Genomic DNA, 16,095 nt, shown 5'->3' with positions numbered 1-16,095 from the left:
AACGCTATGAGATATAAGCTTCATCATCCTTATGCCATTTTAAAAAGTTCGAAGAACCTGTCAAGGGGCTCGTATACACTTCGCCCTTGACAGAAGCTTCTGATACTTTTTTATTAGTAATTAAGGATGATGAAGGTCTAAATATGTCACGATTCCAGAGGTGCCCTACGGGCTTACACAAAATTCTTGACGGTACCTACTGGTTCCGATGAGCGTATTATTAATAATTTGGTATCTTAACCTTATTATATTTATTATTTTATTTAGAATGATTCATACTACTTTACCTCGTATCTCTGCGTGAACTAGGGGATGCCGAGACATATACAAGTAAAACGCACAGGGAAAACCCCTGGGCACATCATGGAAAGGAGCATGGTCCATGACGAAAAAGATTTTTCTCGCTGGTCCCTTTAAGAGCCTAATGGATCCCAGAAGTGGAGAAATGGACAAGCGATTTCGGAAACAGTACGAGGAACTAATTGAATTTTTCGAATCGAAGGGCTATACGGTACACAATGCGCACAAGCGTGAGAAATGGGGAAAAGCGTTCATGACCCCCGAAGAATGCACCAAGATTGACTTTGAAGAAATTCGGTCCTGTGATTATTTTGTCGCATTTCCGGGAAGTCCTCCTTCTCCAGGCACTCACATTGAAATCGGGTGGGCCTCAGCCTTCGGTAAACACATTCTATTACTACTCGAACACGGACAGGACTACGCGTTTCTCATTAGAGGTCTTCATGCTGTGGCGGACGTGACGTTTATTTGGTTCCGAGAACCCGTGGATTACTATCGCGAACTAGAGGTTCTCCTTCCGGATCAAACCCAAATGAGGAGGGGACAAACCGGGGGATGAGACAATACAATACATTTCATGATGCATATGTCGAAAATCTGAAGTTAGTTTATAATAACCCACAGTTCTACAATGCTCCACGCGGGTTCAGGAGTCGTGAGGTGCTCAACAATGCTTTTGTGATTTTGAACCCTGTTGAACGAGTATGCTACTTACCCTCCCGAAGGACAAATATCGTCTTCTGTTTCGCTGAAGTGTTATGGTATTTGGCGGGAAGTAATAGTCTCGATTTCATTTCATACTACGCGAAATCCATGCAAAAGTATTCCGCAGACCAAAGAACACTCACAGGGACTGCATATGGACCTAAGATTTTCCGCTTTGGGCCTGAGCAAATCAACCAATGGGATCGGATAGTAAATCTGCTAACAAACGACGATCCGGAAACAAAGCGTGCTGTGATTCAAATCTTCGATCCCAGCGAGAGCCTAACCCGTGACAACATTGACGTATCATGTACTATCGGGTGGCAGTTTTTTGTGCGGAACGGAAAATTATACATGACGACTTATATGCGTGCCAACGATGCATTTCGCGGAATTGTAAGCGATGTTTTCTCCTTTACGTTTGTTCAAGAACTCTTGGCGCGACAACTTGGGCTCGAAGTCGGCTCATATTGCCACATGGTGGGCTCGGCCCACGTATACGAATCCGATTATCAATGGGCAGAAAAGGTTATTGCTGAGGCGGAAAAAATTCAGTCATACATGTATCCATTTAGTTTTCCACGGATGCCACTAGGGGACAACTGGAGGTATATCCACGTAGTTCTTGAGTTGGAGCAACGGCTAAGAGAGAACGAATTTAAACCCAGTGTTTCTGACTTGTCGAACTTGAGCTTGCCCGAGTACTGGAGACAGGTCGTCATATTGTTTGAGGTGTATCGAGAGATAGTGCGCGAGAAGGCCATCAAACGGGAAATCTATCAACTGCTGATCCCCGTTTACCAGTACTTGGTCGCAAACCGTTGGTCTTCGTATGTGAATGATGTAATGCAATATAGGGGGAGGGACTGACATGGACACGTCTTGGTCTTCCAAAGAGATCGCACGTGCTTTCGAATACTACGAAGACATTCCCGAGCAACTTCTTGGATACAGGTTCATATTCCGGCAGTTCGAAGAACTACGCACTACTCGGGCACTGATACTAGATTACGGATGTGGTCCCGGGAAAGTGGCGCTTCGATACGTGACGCAAGCAGAGCACTCGGTTTTGGCGGTAGACGCGTCGGAAAGCATGTTGGAAATTGCTCGTCAGAGACGTTCGCATCCTTTCATTAATTATCGTCTAGTGAAGAATGATCGCCTAGACTTTGTGAAAGACGACTCCGTTGATGGCGCAATGACATGTTATGTGTTCATCAATATCGCATCAGAAGAACAAATTCGGCGAATTATCAAAGAGATATACAGAGTACTCAAACCGGGTGCGAAGTATATCATACTAGATACAAATCCAGATACCACGGGGATCAGCTTTTCGACTTTTCGAAGTGGGGAGTCGGGAAGACAGTATGCATATGGAGAACAAAGGGAAGTGCGGCTACGTCTTCCTGATCATTCTGAGTTGATTCTTTATGATTATCATTGGCCCAAGAAGATGTACATTGAGGCACTGAGAGAAGCGGGATTCAGCATAATTGACGTACTGGAGCCGACGCTCAAAGATATACCGAAACAAGAACTGGAATCCTTTACGGCGGAACACTCATGCTCATGGATGGGGGAAACAGAGTATCCGCCATTTGTTATCTTTGTCGCAAGGAAGTAAATAGTGGCTAAGTGTACCATACGGTGTTCTACAGAGACCGTCTTTATCTCACATGAAAAGGGGGGCAGCAGGTGATTGCTGCAGAATTTGACGTGTTCCTATTTGATCTCGACGGGGTCATTTATCTGGAGAATGAGCTACTTCCGGACGTTAAATTATCCCTTGAACGACTTCGACAAATGGGGAAGATTATACGATTCCTTACCAACGATCCTCGGGCAACACGAGAACAAGTTACGCAACGCTTGCGTCGATTGGGACTGGATGTAAATGAACAGCAAGTATATACATCAGGATGGGCCACAATCCAATACATTCAACGGCGCGGCTATTCATCTGTGTTTGCATTAGGAACGCCGGACTTCCTCTCAGAAATGAGGAGTAGTCTACAGCAGGTAAGGATAAACACTGATAATCAACCTCAGGCAGTGGTGATCGGTTATGACGACGATATAACGATGCGGCAAGTGAACGAGGCGGTACAATACATTCAACAGGGTTCTGACTTTATTGCGACAAACGGGGACACCTCGTTCCCCGTTTCTTCTGGCAGAAGTTTGGCCACTGGATCACTTATCCGAGCGGTACAGGCGGCTACGGGACGGCGTCCAGTCGTGATTGGAAAGCCTAGCCCAGTCATGTTTCAAATAGCAACCGAAGATCTACCTGCTAATGCACGCATTGTCATGATTGGAGACTCACCCGAAACCGACATTCTCGGGGCGCATGGAATGGGTTATACGGGAATCCTTATCTCCGAAGCGCCAGTCACTTTCCCTTCCAAATACGATTTTCGTGCTCCGGATGTTACAATTCGCAACTTGTCATCCTTGTTTGATCCTGCAATGACTGTTGTACCGTGGAGCAAACCGCCATTTCCCTGGCCAGAACGCGTAGAACCCGGTGTTGCGGCAGTGGTGTTCAATGAGCAAGGAGATGTTCTTCTGATGAAACGCATTGACAATGGATTATGGGGGATTCCCTCTGGACATGTTGAACCCGGTGAGACCGTCGAAGAAGCCATTAAGCGTGAAGTCATGGAGGAAACAGGTCTGGAAGTAACAGTGGAACGGCTTATCGGTGTCTACTCCCATCCAGCATCACAAGTGTTCAGCTATCCTTCGGGCGACGTAGTTCAGTTTATAACATTGTGTTTCCTCTGTCGTGTGGATGGCGGGAACATACGAGCCGATAGAAAAGAATCCGCAGAAGTCAAGTTCTTTAATCCAGCGGAACTTCCCGCCGATATGCTTCCTATGCATCCACAGTGGTTGATGGATGCATTAGCATCCGATTTTTCTGCATTTATAAGATAGATAGAGGTTTTATGACATCCTTCCCCGAATAAATTCGGGGGTAGATAGCATATAAAAAAGACGGCTAGCAAACTGAGCCGTCTTTTTTGGTACGCCCGGCATGGGTGCGTGACTATAGGGTGAAAGTCCCGAACGGGGGCTGGCGAGCGCCTACCGTTAGCTGAAAGCAAGGGTGTCCGCCGTGAGGCGGAATCTGAAGGAAGCTGGAGGCAAACACTCGACCTGAGGTACACGAACCCAATTTGAGGCTGTTACAACCGGATGAGTCTGCCAAACAAGACGAAGTCCAAAGCCGCCAAGGGTTGTGGCAGTATATTGGGCAGGTACATGAGTGGAAAGTCCGTGCTCTTATCCGGGGAGGCCTGTATGGTACGCCATCTGAAGATGGTAACCAAAACCGAAAGGTTTTGCTGAACGTACAGGAGTCAGCAGAGGTCATAGTACCTGAGTAAGGGACGCCTGAAAAGGGAAGGACCGAACGTCAATTCAGGGATGAATCAGACTCTTTCGAGACGCAATGCGTTGAAGCAGAATTCCTGACGGAACTCCTCCAAGGAAGGATGGGTGAAGCCCGGAGGGCCTTGGAATGAGGGCTGAGCATTGCCCGGCAAGACCTGACACCTCATCCCGCGAAAGGAGAAATATCTCGATGGCTTTGTTGGAGAACATCTTATCACGGCCAAATTTAACCAAAGCACTCAAACGTGTGGAGGCTAACAAAGGCGCTCCCGGCATCGACGGGGTTTCAACTGAACACCTCCGAGATTACCTCCGGGAGCATTGGCCAGCCATTAAACAAAAACTGCTGGAGGGGACCTACCAGCCAGCACCTGTCCGAAGGGTTGAAATCCCGAAACCTGACGGAGGTGTCAGGCTGTTAGGCATCCCCACCGTGATAGACCGTTTCATCCAACAAGCCATTCTCCAAGTGCTTACACCCATCTTTGACCCTCACTTTTCGTCCAACAGCTATGGATTTCGACCCCAACGCCGGGCCCATGATGCCGTCCGGCAAGCGCAACAATATATCCAAGAGGGATATAGATACGTTGTGGACATTGACCTGGAGAAATTCTTTGACCGGGTTCATCACGACATTTTGATGAGCCGGGTGGCACGACGGGTGAAGGACAAGCGTGTCCTGAAGCTGATACGGGCCTATTTAAAAGCTGGGATCATGATTGCTGGTGTCAAAGTCCGATCAGAGGAGGGGACTCCGCAAGGGGGCCCATTGAGCCCGCTATTGGCCAATATTCTTCTTGATGACTTGGACAAGGAACTTGAAAAGCGAGGGTGCGCTTCTGCCGTTACGCGGATGACTGTAACATTTACGTGCGCAGCAAGCGCGCAGGACAACGTGTGAAGCAAAGCATCCAAAGATTCTTGGAGAAGAAGCTAAAACTCAAAGTCAATGAGGAGAAAAGCGCGGTCGACCGGCCATGGCGGAGGAAGTTTCTGGGCTTCAGCTTCACCAGCCAACGCCAGGCCCGGATACGCCTTGCCCCGAAGTCTATCCAACGTTTTAAGACCAAGATACGGCAGCTGACCAATCCAAACTGGAGCATATCAATGGAGGAACGAATCGAGAAACTGAATCAATACACGATGGGATGGATAGGATACTTTGCCCTAATCGAGACACCAAGCCCTTTGAAGCGTTTAGAAGAGTGGATAAGGAGAAGACTCAGGTTATGCCGTTGGCATCAATGGAAACGAATCCGAACCCGAATCCGCGAACTAAGGGCGCTTGGACTTAAAGAACATGAAGTATTCGAGATTGCCAATACCCGTAAAGGGGCATGGCGAACGACTAAAACGCCTCAACTACACAAAGCCCTCAGCAAAGCCTATTGGCTTGCGCAAGGGCTTAAGGGTTTAACGCAGAGATATTGCGACATTCGTCAAGATTGGCGAACCGCCTAGTGCGGACCCGCATGCTAGGTGGTGTGAGAGTTGCGCCTTGCAAGTTCAAGGAGCACAAGTAGCCTGAAATGGCTACCAGGATAAAGCTTAGCCAGCAGTCCTGTACCGAGTCTTGCGTGGTGCATGGTAACATGTACGGCGAAGCGTAGACAGGAAGGCAGTAGGCCGGAATAAAGTGAACAGGATTATTAGCCCCGAAATCACACGTGCTCGAAGTAGCTGACCTTATTTCTCTATGGGGAAAGCAGAAACAGCATCACCGTTAAGGCGAGGGGATGACTGTTGCTTCCGGGGTTCGTACCTACGGCATGCTGCCCATGGGCTCCTTGGGAACAAGGGAGATCCAGCAGGCTTCCACCTGAGTGGATAGGGTTGAACAAGCCTAACAAAGCAAGGGATACCTGATGGCCTGCTGGAAGTCTTACTGACTGATAGTACTCTGAGGCAGGGAGAGCCTGCTACGTGGGGAAGCGGTCAGCAGAAATGGAATCTTTCTAAGGCAACATGGGCTCCATTCAAAGGGAGGATACAGGCCTTCATCCAAAGGAAGGGGAAACCTAGCCATGACAACAAAATTAGAAAGAATAGCAGAGAAAGCGAGACAGGAACCAACGCTTCGATTTACGTCACTTGCCCATCATATAACCAAAGATAGGCTATGGAAATGCTTGCAACACATACCCAAACAAAGCGCACCGGGAATAGATGGCATCACCCAAGAAGAGGCGTCCAAAGATTTTGCAAACTGGTCAGAAGAGATGTTGAGGGCCGTACACCGCAAGGGGTACAAGCCGCCTGCTGTGAACCGGGTATGGATACCCAAACCAGGTAAGGCAGAGAAGCGGCCACTCGGTGTCCCATGCATTGCTGATCGAGCGTTGCAAAGAAGTACGGCTGAAGTCCTTAATGCCATATATGAGCAGGATTTTCTGGACTGTTCTTTTGGTGGCAGACCGGGAAGAGGTCAGCATCATGCACTGGCTACACTCAATGAAATCATCAGCGGAAAGATGTTTTGCTGAGTAACATTTACTTGCACTATGTGCTGGATTTATGGTTTGAAAAGGCTGTAAAACCACGCCTAAAAGGTGAGGCTTACCTTATTCGTTACATTGATGACTTCATCGTTTGCTTTCAATACCGGGCAGATGCCAATCGTTTCCATGAAGCGCTAAAGAAACGGCTCCATAAATTTAAACTAGAGCTGGAGCCGGATAAAACCCGCCTTATTGAGTTTGGGAGATTTGCAAGCAGACAGGCCAAAGCACAGGGTAAAAAGAAGCCAGAAACGCTGTATTTTCTCGGTTTTACACACTTTTGTACGCGAAACAGGAAAGGAAACTTCATGGTGGGACGAAAGACGGAAAAGAAACGTCTCAGGCGGAGCATTGGTAAAATACAGACAACATTGCGTTTGATTCGCCATTGGCCTATTCCTGAGCAGGTTGAGAAGATTAATCAGATGTTGCGAGGGCACTACAATTATTATGGGATGGCAGGAAATTTAAAGTCACTCTACAAGGTGTACCAAGCAACAGATAAATATTGGCACAAGATGTTATGCAGCCGTAGCAGGAAAGGTTATGTGACATGGGAGAGATATGCCCAAATCAAATCCTGGTTTCCTATTGTGCGTCCGAGAATTTCAATCCCTTATAAGGAATTGAAATTGTACGTCATACTATGAATCTTTTTCTGAAGAGCCCGGTGCGGGAAATCTGCACGCCAGGTTCTGTGGGGGTTCGGGCCACCAATTGGGTGGCCTCTCTACCCGGAGACGGGGGTTAGTCACCCCCTCCTACTCGATATATATGTAATCAAGAAAAATCAAATGAGGCCTCTATCCGCCTCTTTGAGTCTTAGAAATTCCCCTCGGGTACATCTTTTGTATACCCCTTATAAAAAATAGACCCTTATAAATCTAAATTTTCTATGGCATTATTATTCAAAAATGTATAAAATTCTTCACGATCCGAGATGACGTAAAATATTTTGTGTAAGCAATAGACTTGAAAACAAAAAAACAGGTAGGGTATCCTCGGAATTGTCGAGATTCCATAACAGAAAGGAGTACCCTACCTTATGAAATCAAGTTTAGCAAATTCTGGGCTAGAAAATCAACTTGAAAACTTGTTGCGGGATTTTATTAAAGAAAAGCTCGAGCTGATTATGAAAGAGGAACTCGAAAACTTCCTTAAGGTCGAGAGATCTGATGAGAAGAACAGTAAAAATGGCTACTATCAGCGTTCTTTGGACACCCGGTACGGTAAAATAGAGAACCTTTCGGTCCCACGTGATCGTAAAGGTTACTTTCATACGCAGCTCTTTGAACCTTACCAACGTCGTGATGGTTGGCTTGAGACAGCCATTATCAAAATGTATCAAAGTGGTATGAGCACACGAGAAATCGGTCAATTTATCGAAAGAATCTTAGGCTCAGCCTATTCAGCCACAACGATCAGCAACATTACTGAAGTTGCTCTGGAAGACATCAAACAATGGCAGCAAAGACCGTTAAAGAAGCGCTACTCCGTTCTCTATTTAGACGGGACTTATATCAAACTTCGCCGGGATACCGTGGCTCATGAAGTGATCTATATCGCCGTTGGTGTTACTGAAGATGGGTATCGTGAAATTCTTGGTTTCTACGTTGGGGGTTCAGAAAGTGCACTGGGCTGGCGTGATCTGTTACAAGACTTATACAAGCGTGGTCTACAGGAAGTGCTCCTTGGTGTTTTTGACGGATTACCTGGTTTAGAAGAAGCATTTCGAGCCGTTTATCCTAAAGCGGATGTGCAACATTGTGTCGTGCATAAAGTTCGCAACACGTTAAATCGCGTACGCCTTAAAGATCGGGAAGCTGTAGCCGAAGACCTTAAAGCCATTTATCATTCGTTTAGTCAAAAGGAGGCTCTTGCACAGTTTGAAAGCTTTAAAGAGAAATGGGGTCGTCGCTATCCTAAAGAAGTCGAATCATGGGAAAATAATTTACCGACACTGCTCACCTTTTTAAACTATCCATCAGCCATCCGCAGTGTCATTTACACCACCAACTGGATTGAAAGAACCATTAAAGAAATTAAAAAACGTTTAAGACCCATGAACAGTCTTCCAGATGTCAAAGCAGCCGAAAAAATCGTGTACCTTACTGTACAGGATATCAATCACAAATGGTCAGAAAGAAAATTACGTGGATTTGCTAGTGCCTATCAACAATTGCAAGCTATGTTTAAAGAACGTTATGAGATATAAGCTTCATCATCCTTATGCCATTTTAAAAAGTTCGAAGAACCTGTCAAAGGGCTCGTATACACTTCGCCCTTGACAGAACCTTCTGATACTTTTTCATTAGTAATTAAGGATGATGAAGGTCTAAATATAGTCACGATTCCAGAGGTGCCCTACGGGCTTACACAAAATTCTTGACGGTACTTGGCCACAAATTAAAAGTTATTTTGTTATCAAAATCTCCAAATATTTCTTCAACCTTTTTAACATATCAGTCCGTGGGGACTTTTTATCCTTTTCCCAATTTCTGATGGTTTTCTCATCAACGCCCAAATATTTTGCTGCCTCTTCCAGTGTATGGCCATGATATAGGCGAGCCTTTTTCAACTTTTGGCCAAGTGTTTTTTCTGTGAGTTTATCGTAAAATCCAATATACCAGATGGGTTTATCTAATGCTTTGGCCAACTTTTTAGCTGTTGTAACTTTCAACCCCGATTTACACTCATATACATCCTTTTCGATATTTCTGATATTTTCAGGGGTTAGCCCGGTTAGTTCCGCCAACTCACGCAAAAATAAATTTTTCTCCAATCGAGCCTTTCTAAGCCGTATTCCTGGCGTATCTTTTTCATGACCATGTACCTTATGTACAAGAGGCGTGTGTTCCCGTTTAGTTATCACTTTTCCATAGGACTGAACCACACGCTTGTCCCTGCGGCTATTATGGTTATGAAACCGAGAAGCACCCCTGCACCTGCACCGCCACCCAGATTGAACGCTACCGGGCCAAACTGTCAGGACCAATCATAGACCGCATTGACTTGCAAGTGGAGGTGCCCTTGTTAAGATATGAGGACATTGTGGGTACGCCTGCACCACACAACGATCATTACCGTACGGCCAAAATCCGCAACAGGGTAGAGCAAGCACTGCAGTTTAAGGCGGAGCGAACCAACACCACCAAGCCCAACGGACTATTGTCCGCTCAAGAAGTGAAGGACATTTGTCAGCTGACACGGAGCGCAGGGGAGTTGATGCGCGAGGTGTATGAGCATTACCAGCTCAGTATGCGGGGCTATCACAAGATCTTGAAGGTGTCCCGCACCATTGCTGATCTGAACGGTCATGACTTGATCGAAGAAGAGGATATTGCCGAGGCGATTGGTTACAGGCTGGGGAAGTGAGAATGACAGATGATTCAATGAATTATGATAAGAACGAGATTTTCCTTATCATTCTGGTAGGGGACATCTAAACAGTTGCCCACTGGTTTTATGAATATGGGAATCTAGCCGTCCTCAAGTCCTGAAGATCATTTCCCCCCTACGTCTTTATACATCTGTTACTTTCCCCTCAAGCGCGGACATGACTACAGCGGAGCAGTTGGAATACCTGTCTCCACTCAATCCGTTTCTGTCTGATTTCAAGGTTCGAGTGACAACCGATGAGGATTTGATGAACGGAAACGGCCTGATCAGATGTTCTACAGTTGGGATCTGGGAATAACGTGTGGATCAAAAACGAATCAATTTACCAAAAATAAAAGGCCGGTTTAAAATCTGGCCTCTCCCCCCAAAAATATATAAAGAATTAACGTGCAGACCACAGAATCGTCCTTAACAGACATCAGTCAAGCTGGCAATGTGCAAAAAAAATATTGAATATATAGGGGTTGGACATCCCATGCAGCCCTTTTCTACAAAGGAGATATACCCGTGACCAACGGATGGATTGAGTCTGCCGGTGCATGTTTTCCGGAAAAACAGAACTGATTCGACAGATACTAATGAGGAAAACGTGCTGGTCGTAAAACCCCCACTGGATAACCTATACATTGTCAATTATCGCATTTTAAAAACATATTCAAAGTATGTATTATAAACGAACCTAATAAACGTTAAAAACAACGTCTGCATAATTTCCAGGAAGAGCCACGTTCTTTCTTAACAAATTCAATTAACTCACCGTAATCATTTGAACAAACTTTTTCATACTCTGTTCTAGTTCCCTCGTCTTGAAGTCTTCTTAGAAATCTACATGAAGCACGGTGTAAAACATTCATATCTTTTTGACTATGAGAACCACCAAAAAAGTTAAACACACAACCATTCTGGTTTTCATCTAACCAATTTCAGCCCCAATTAATGGACGGAATGGAGAAACTGGAAATTCTATATTTTTTTGTTATTCTACCGAACGTAGGTTCCTAAATCCTATGGTAAATTTGTCCAAGAAAGAGTATAATAGAATTGCAGTCGTATAAGCAGGGTGGGCGGTTGAACCCTCTTGTGAGAGGGGGTGAGGCCGTTGGATATACTAGGATTGCTTACACTGCTGTTTACCGGAGGGCTTTTTCTGGTAGCATTGTTGCAACTGGTTATCCAAATCATCAAAACAACAAGAAAGTAATCCACCCTGCTCGGCCAAGCTGATAGTGGATTACTTTCTCCTTGGTCAACCGCTCACTTTGCGGTGCGGCTGTTAAGACCGGGATGTATGCCCATCCTGGTCTTATCTTATTTATACGCTTATCTTACCCTTATTATACCAGATGAAATTTAACTAGCAAACTGATTTCAGCCCAGTCCTTTCCACATTTTCCCTTGTCATCGTTTTAATCGTATTGTATGCTTAAGCTAGGATACCAGCCGAATGACGGGTATCGTGGTTGGCCTCACGATATGGGTTGGTATTTCGCCTCCGCATCCCGTCTCTAAAAATATGGTGCGTGAGGGGAGCAGGCCACTCCCGCAAAAGCGGTGCTTCTGTATTTTACAGGAGGAACCAGTCCCTCAGAGGGACGAACAAATATGTAAAGACAAGGCGAGGTACGTCCAATTATGGGTGTATCCTCGCTTTTAATAGTTTGCTTAAAAAAGCGATCTGGAAAGGTGTGTCCGGGTCGCTTTTTTCATTTTATAGAAAAACAAAATGAGGGAGGTGTCCCGCCTTTGGCGGGGAAACACATGCAAAAAGTGGCTGAAGGGTTTATCACATTTGTGGATGAAACGGGGAGAATGAAAACACTGCTGGCCCGAAACGGTACTTTTTCCATCGTGGAGGAAGTGTCGGATCGCGAGGTCCAAGAAATTTTTGACCATATTATCTCCGGTCGTTACCGGTGGTTGAAATATGGTCAAAAAAGAAAGGCAGGTGTTATCAATGAGCAGCTCTGCCTTAAAACTCGTTGAACATGTTGATACACCGGAAAAAGCTGTCCAGCTTGCCAACGAGATTGAGAGACTGGAAGCCGTTTTGAAATCTATGAAGGCCCAGTTAAAGGCTTATGTGGATACCCACGGCCCGGTAGAAACCCTCGATACCGTATGGGACTATACCATATCAGTGTCGTGGTCTTTTGAGCCAGATTCATTGAAAGATCTTGCTCAAATCATTGCTGTCGAGGGAGAAAATCCTTGGCGGCACTTATCTCTTTCGGCTACCAGTATAAAAAAGCTGGGATGGGATGAAAACATCTTGACCCGGTACGGAAAGAAACGGGAGACGAAACGGTTTGTCTCCCGCAAAAAATAAGAGAAGGAGGGAAGGGGCGTTGTGGGGAGTCCTGTAACGCCTGAAAGTATGTTTTTTGTAATGAAAAGCCGTTTCATAGACACGGGAGATGAGATTGTGTTTTCCGTGTCGAAAGTTCGCCTTGTTTCCCTTCAGGAAGAAGTTGAAAAAGGCGAAAGATTGCTGGATTTGAACAAGGCAGAAGTTCTTCTGAAAACGGCCAGCAGGAACGAAGCCCTGCGGTTTGCTGATCAAAAAGCCGCCGAATTTTACGGCGGGTGGGGGAGTGAGCTTTAATGCAGGTGCAAAAAACTGACCCCCACTTCCTTCCTCGTTACCGGGGAAGGTGTAAGGTCTGAGGTTCAGATCGAGATGAAGTACCCCTTATTAGGGAAGTGGCTTCTCACTGGTTCCAAACATTCTGTTAATCCCAATGATGCTGCTAATTATCTCATGGGGATATTCAAAGATAAAGTACAGGAGCATTTCTATTGTCTTTGTCTCGATACAAAAAATCAGATAATCCACGAACGTACAATATTCATGGGTAGTCTTAATGCTTCTATTGTGCATCTCCGTGAGATATTTCACACGGCTATAAAGCATAGTGCCGATGCTGTAATCGTAGCACACAATCACCCTAGCGGGGACCCTGCTCCTAGTCGTGAAGATGTTCAAGTGACTGAAAGGCTTGTAAAAGCTGGAGAACATATTGGGATTGAGGTTCTTGATCATATAGTCATCGGTGATGAAACATATTACAGCTTAAAGGAAAAAGGTTTGATATAAAAACAAAGGAACTCCATTTTTGGGGTTCCTTTACCATTGGGGGAATTTAAAATGGGTGCCTGAGTCCTCATTTGTACCGTACAAATGCTCTAAAATGGAAAGAGCTACGGAAGGTATACATGCCAATAGGCGAAAAAATATTGGTAAGCGTTGTGCAAAAATTAGAAGAAGGCATAGAACGCGATATAAAAAACTTTTCCTATTCAGGATGACTTTTTGGACATGATCTAGATGGAGAAAGAGGAACTGTTGCCAGCAACAATAAAAGTTCGGAAGTTGCCCGTAAAAACGAAAGCACATTTGACTAGTTGTTGGGTGAGTGTGCTTTTGAATTTAATTAGGATGTTAAAAAATGAGCGTACAACTCGAACTTTCAGCGGCAGTCCAAAAAGGATCATGAAGGTATCATTGGAAATTAACATGGTGGTCAATCCGTATTAAAGATTGTAACTTCTCTATTATAAATATCTAACACTTCAATCTTCACACTACCACCAAGATTCTCTGACACTAAATCAGACAATTCTTTAAGTGCCAAATGAAATTCAACGCTTCTTGTTTCATCTATTAATTCAATACAGAGGAACGCATTTTTCGTATTTTCTGTTAGCATTGTCCGCTGAGCTTCACGCCAGTTCCAACATCTGCATATTGCGCCGTAATCATCTTTATAAACAATTTCACCTTTATAGGGCGAAGCATTTTCATCTTTTCCCAATGGGATAAACGGCTCGTTGCCATTTGCCTGCGTTAGCCGAATATCGCCGACAAAAGTGTCTATATCTTCTCCACCACACGGAAGCCCATAACGCAATGAAATTGAATTATAGATGTCAACAAGCGGGTTTATTGTGCCAATATGGTTGCCATTTTTCACTCTTTTTAATAAAGCTTCAATGGAACACCTTGCCCCTTTCTTTGTTTTGAATTTCTTAAAAGCTTCTCGCCAAACAGATATGACTGGATTACTGCTGAATTCCTCCTGACGGAGAAATTTATGTGCTTCTTTCTCTGCCTCCTGCAGCAGTTTCTCGTAGAATTTAACGTCCCTTATTGAATTATCAATCCCCTGGCAAATAACGATGCCTATTTTTGCATGAGGGAATAACGCCCAAAAATCATCTTCAATGATAAATCTAGGCATAAACTATCACTCCATTTCATTTTACTTATTGTCTTGGACGAAGCGCTATTTGTTATGTTGCAACTTGAAATATTCATCATATCTCGCTTATGTTTTGGAGGGACTTGCAAGGGCGGAGAATACCCCTAAAACAATATATAAATAACCACTTACCCGATTCAGTAGCTTTGAACTCACTTTACTTCCCAGAATCCTCTCTCTAATAGTTGCTGCAAGGACGGCATACAGCCCATCACTAATAAGAGCCAGCATAATAAATATAGTTCCTAAAAGCAAAAATTGTACTGTGACTGATCCAGCAGAAGGTGATATGAATTGCGGAAAGAAGGCTAAAAAAAAGAGTGCGGTCTTAGGATTCATGACTTCTACAAGTGCTGACTGGTAAAAAATCTTTAATAAATTTTTGTACGGAGTTTTTGGAATTTCTGAAGTCGGTTTGTCAGATGTAGAAAATAAAGTCTTACACCCCAGATAGATAAGATAAGCAGCCCCCAAGTATTTAACGATATTAAAAGCTGTTGCTGATGTCATAAGGACAGCAGAAACTCCGATTGCTCCAGCTAAAACGTGAACAGAACCACCAAGTGAAACACCTAGAACTGATACCAAGCCTGCTTTCTTCCCTTGCTCTATACTTCTTCCCATAATATAGAACACAGCTGGTCCAGGAATTATTAACAATGTAGCAGCAGCAATTGCAAATAACCAAATCGTTGATAATTCCATAAAATTCAACTCCTTGTATGACTTTTAGCACATGATTTACCTGAATAGGCTTATCATTTAAATATCCCTTTCCGTTTCTCACGCATCCACTGAGCAACCTGGATTTCCCCTTGTTCATTTGATTTTTCAAGCTCTGCAACAATCGATTTGTATTCGGTGTCACTCCGATTCTGACTCATTTTAGCTGCAGCTTGAATCGATGTGATTTCAATTTCAAAGCCAACTATTCCTTTCATTTGCCTCTTAAGAAACTCTGGATCAAACGTATCCCAGAGCTGGCCATTTTCTCGGTGAGACTCATAGTGTTTAAGCATAGTATCCAAAGCTGATATCAGCTCGTCATCAGTGATTAAACGCGATGTTCCATACGCATGTACAGCTAAATAGTTCCATGTAGGAACATCTTCATGCTCATACCAACTTGATGAAATGTAAGCATGCGGCCCTTGGAAAATGAGTAACACATCACGATTATTATCCAAAGTTTTTTTCTGCATGTTTCCGTATGCAATGTGCCCAGTCGCATATATTTTCCCCTCATCTACCCGAATTTCTACAGAAATATGTGTTGCCAAGGGTCGATGTTCATCCACAGTAATCAATATGGCGAACGGGTAAGACTTCATTATTTGAACTGCTTCATCATGATCCATACGATATTTTTTAGGGATGTACACAATAATCATCCTTTCAACTTGTAATTGTGTTCAAAAAATATAAGCATTAAAACCCAAGTTCGACAGTTACTAGGCAAACAAAACGCTCATAAACCCATACTACTCCTGGGTTTATGAGCGATTCAGTATGGTTGGTACGTGTATCTA

The 16,095-nt window shown here is 44.4% G+C and carries 17 protein-coding genes and 3 pseudogenes; 16 read left to right on the top strand and 4 right to left on the bottom strand.

Annotated elements, in window-relative coordinates; translation table 11 throughout:
• The first annotated feature begins 382 nt into the window (after positions 1–382).
• From J2S00_RS19070 to J2S00_RS19030, 9 genes and pseudogenes are all read left to right on the top strand, one after another.
• Positions 383–859: a nucleoside 2-deoxyribosyltransferase gene (locus tag J2S00_RS19070; RefSeq protein ID WP_370875903.1), complete on the top strand. Its 477-nt coding sequence runs from the start codon at positions 383–385 to the stop codon at positions 857–859.
• Positions 856–1,875: a thymidylate synthase gene (locus tag J2S00_RS19065; protein ID WP_307343698.1), complete on the top strand. Its 1,020-nt coding sequence runs from the start codon at positions 856–858 to the stop codon at positions 1,873–1,875. The genes J2S00_RS19070 and J2S00_RS19065 overlap by 4 nt, the downstream gene beginning before the upstream one ends.
• Position 1,876: 1 nt before the next feature.
• Entirely contained in the window at positions 1,877–2,632 is a 756-nt protein-coding gene (locus tag J2S00_RS19060) for a class I SAM-dependent methyltransferase (protein ID WP_307343696.1), read from the top strand.
• 71 nt (positions 2,633–2,703) lie between these two features.
• Positions 2,704–3,948 carry an HAD-IIA family hydrolase gene (locus tag J2S00_RS19055; RefSeq protein WP_307343693.1) on the top strand — a complete coding sequence of 415 codons (1,245 nt, stop codon included), beginning with the start codon at positions 2,704–2,706 and terminating at the stop codon, positions 3,946–3,948.
• A 242-nt stretch (positions 3,949–4,190) separates the two neighbouring features.
• Positions 4,191–4,400 (top strand): hypothetical protein, encoded by a 210-nt coding sequence (locus tag J2S00_RS19050; RefSeq protein WP_307343692.1) that lies wholly within the window; start codon positions 4,191–4,193, stop codon positions 4,398–4,400.
• Positions 4,401–4,597: 197 nt separating this feature from the next.
• Positions 4,598–5,871, top strand: a pseudogene (gene ltrA / locus J2S00_RS19045) (group II intron reverse transcriptase/maturase).
• Between the two features lie 563 nt (positions 5,872–6,434).
• Positions 6,435–6,893, top strand: coding sequence for a reverse transcriptase family protein (locus tag J2S00_RS19040; protein ID WP_307343690.1), 459 nt, complete (start codon positions 6,435–6,437; stop codon positions 6,891–6,893).
• Positions 6,887–7,558, top strand: a complete 672-nt coding sequence (locus J2S00_RS19035; RefSeq protein ID WP_307343688.1) for a reverse transcriptase domain-containing protein — start codon at positions 6,887–6,889, stop codon at positions 7,556–7,558. The genes J2S00_RS19040 and J2S00_RS19035 overlap by 7 nt, the downstream gene beginning before the upstream one ends.
• 395 nt (positions 7,559–7,953) lie before the next feature.
• Positions 7,954–9,123 carry an IS256 family transposase gene (locus J2S00_RS19030; protein ID WP_307343686.1) on the top strand — a complete coding sequence of 390 codons (1,170 nt, stop codon included), beginning with the start codon at positions 7,954–7,956 and terminating at the stop codon, positions 9,121–9,123.
• Between the two features lie 198 nt (positions 9,124–9,321).
• Here J2S00_RS19030 and J2S00_RS19025 read toward each other — a convergent pair whose 3' ends face one another.
• Complete coding sequence (locus J2S00_RS19025) at positions 9,322–9,780, bottom strand: helix-turn-helix domain-containing protein (protein WP_307343684.1); 459 nt, start codon at positions 9,778–9,780, stop codon at positions 9,322–9,324.
• Positions 9,781–9,815: 35 nt separating this feature from the next.
• Here J2S00_RS19025 and J2S00_RS19020 point away from each other — a divergent pair.
• From J2S00_RS19020 to radC, 7 genes and pseudogenes are all read left to right on the top strand, one after another.
• Positions 9,816–9,944 (top strand): annotated as a pseudogene (locus J2S00_RS19020) (ATP-binding protein); the annotation flags it as partial.
• Positions 9,927–10,283 (top strand): magnesium chelatase subunit ChlI family protein, encoded by a 357-nt coding sequence (locus J2S00_RS19015; protein ID WP_307343704.1) that lies wholly within the window; start codon positions 9,927–9,929, stop codon positions 10,281–10,283. The pseudogene J2S00_RS19020 and the gene J2S00_RS19015, both read left to right, overlap by 18 nt.
• A gap of 1,123 nt (positions 10,284–11,406) precedes the next feature.
• Entirely contained in the window at positions 11,407–11,508 is a 102-nt protein-coding gene (locus J2S00_RS19970; protein ID WP_370875902.1) for a putative holin-like toxin, read from the top strand.
• 542 nt (positions 11,509–12,050) lie between these two features.
• The gene (locus J2S00_RS19010; protein ID WP_307343682.1) at positions 12,051–12,290 is read left to right on the top strand and encodes a hypothetical protein; all 240 of its coding nucleotides are present in this window, start codon (positions 12,051–12,053) and stop codon (positions 12,288–12,290) included.
• A complete protein-coding gene (locus J2S00_RS19005; protein WP_307343680.1) occupies positions 12,262–12,633 on the top strand; it encodes a hypothetical protein in 372 nt (123 codons plus the stop codon). The genes J2S00_RS19010 and J2S00_RS19005 overlap by 29 nt, the downstream gene beginning before the upstream one ends.
• Before the next feature lie 48 nt (positions 12,634–12,681).
• Positions 12,682–12,909 (top strand): hypothetical protein, encoded by a 228-nt coding sequence (locus J2S00_RS19000; RefSeq protein WP_307343677.1) that lies wholly within the window; start codon positions 12,682–12,684, stop codon positions 12,907–12,909.
• Positions 12,910–13,041: 132 nt separating this feature from the next.
• Positions 13,042–13,401, top strand: a pseudogene (radC, locus tag J2S00_RS18995) (RadC family protein); the annotation flags it as partial.
• A 427-nt stretch (positions 13,402–13,828) separates the two neighbouring features.
• Here the strand turns inward: radC and J2S00_RS18990 are convergent.
• The 3 genes from J2S00_RS18990 to J2S00_RS18980 all read right to left on the bottom strand — a co-directional run bounded on the left by J2S00_RS18990 (position 13,829) and on the right by J2S00_RS18980 (position 15,957).
• Positions 13,829–14,545: a B3/B4 domain-containing protein gene (locus J2S00_RS18990; RefSeq protein WP_307343671.1), complete on the bottom strand. Its 717-nt coding sequence runs from the start codon at positions 14,543–14,545 to the stop codon at positions 13,829–13,831.
• An 87-nt stretch (positions 14,546–14,632) separates the two neighbouring features.
• Positions 14,633–15,271, bottom strand: coding sequence for a LysE family translocator (locus J2S00_RS18985; protein WP_307343668.1), 639 nt, complete (start codon positions 15,269–15,271; stop codon positions 14,633–14,635).
• Positions 15,272–15,324: 53 nt separating this feature from the next.
• Positions 15,325–15,957 (bottom strand): FMN-binding negative transcriptional regulator, encoded by a 633-nt coding sequence (locus J2S00_RS18980; RefSeq protein ID WP_307343665.1) that lies wholly within the window; start codon positions 15,955–15,957, stop codon positions 15,325–15,327.
• Positions 15,958–16,095 lie beyond the last annotated feature (138 nt).

The sequence above is a fragment of the Caldalkalibacillus uzonensis genome, assembly GCF_030814135.1.
GTDB classification, from domain to species: Bacteria; Bacillota; Bacilli; order Caldalkalibacillales; family Caldalkalibacillaceae; genus Caldalkalibacillus; species Caldalkalibacillus uzonensis.
This window is presented reverse-complemented; position numbering and strand designations above follow the sequence as displayed.

Bases quoted from the DNA above. Each gene is read 5' to 3' on its own strand.
- J2S00_RS19070 (WP_370875903.1), top strand. From the start codon at position 383: ATGACGAAAAAGATTTTTCTCGCTGGTCCCTTTAAGAGCCTAATGGAT.
- J2S00_RS19065 (WP_307343698.1), top strand. From the start codon at position 856: ATGAGACAATACAATACATTTCATGATGCATATGTCGAAAATCTGAAG.
- J2S00_RS19060 (WP_307343696.1), top strand. From the start codon at position 1,877: ATGGACACGTCTTGGTCTTCCAAAGAGATCGCACGTGCTTTCGAATAC.
- J2S00_RS19040 (WP_307343690.1), top strand. From the start codon at position 6,435: ATGACAACAAAATTAGAAAGAATAGCAGAGAAAGCGAGACAGGAACCA.
- J2S00_RS19030 (WP_307343686.1), top strand. From the start codon at position 7,954: ATGAAATCAAGTTTAGCAAATTCTGGGCTAGAAAATCAACTTGAAAAC.
- J2S00_RS19005 (WP_307343680.1), top strand. From the start codon at position 12,262: ATGAGCAGCTCTGCCTTAAAACTCGTTGAACATGTTGATACACCGGAA.
- J2S00_RS19000 (WP_307343677.1), top strand. From the start codon at position 12,682: ATGTTTTTTGTAATGAAAAGCCGTTTCATAGACACGGGAGATGAGATT.
- J2S00_RS18990 (WP_307343671.1), bottom strand. From the start codon at position 14,545: ATGCCTAGATTTATCATTGAAGATGATTTTTGGGCGTTATTCCCTCAT.
- J2S00_RS18985 (WP_307343668.1), bottom strand. From the start codon at position 15,271: ATGGAATTATCAACGATTTGGTTATTTGCAATTGCTGCTGCTACATTG.
- J2S00_RS18980 (WP_307343665.1), bottom strand. From the start codon at position 15,957: ATGATTATTGTGTACATCCCTAAAAAATATCGTATGGATCATGATGAA.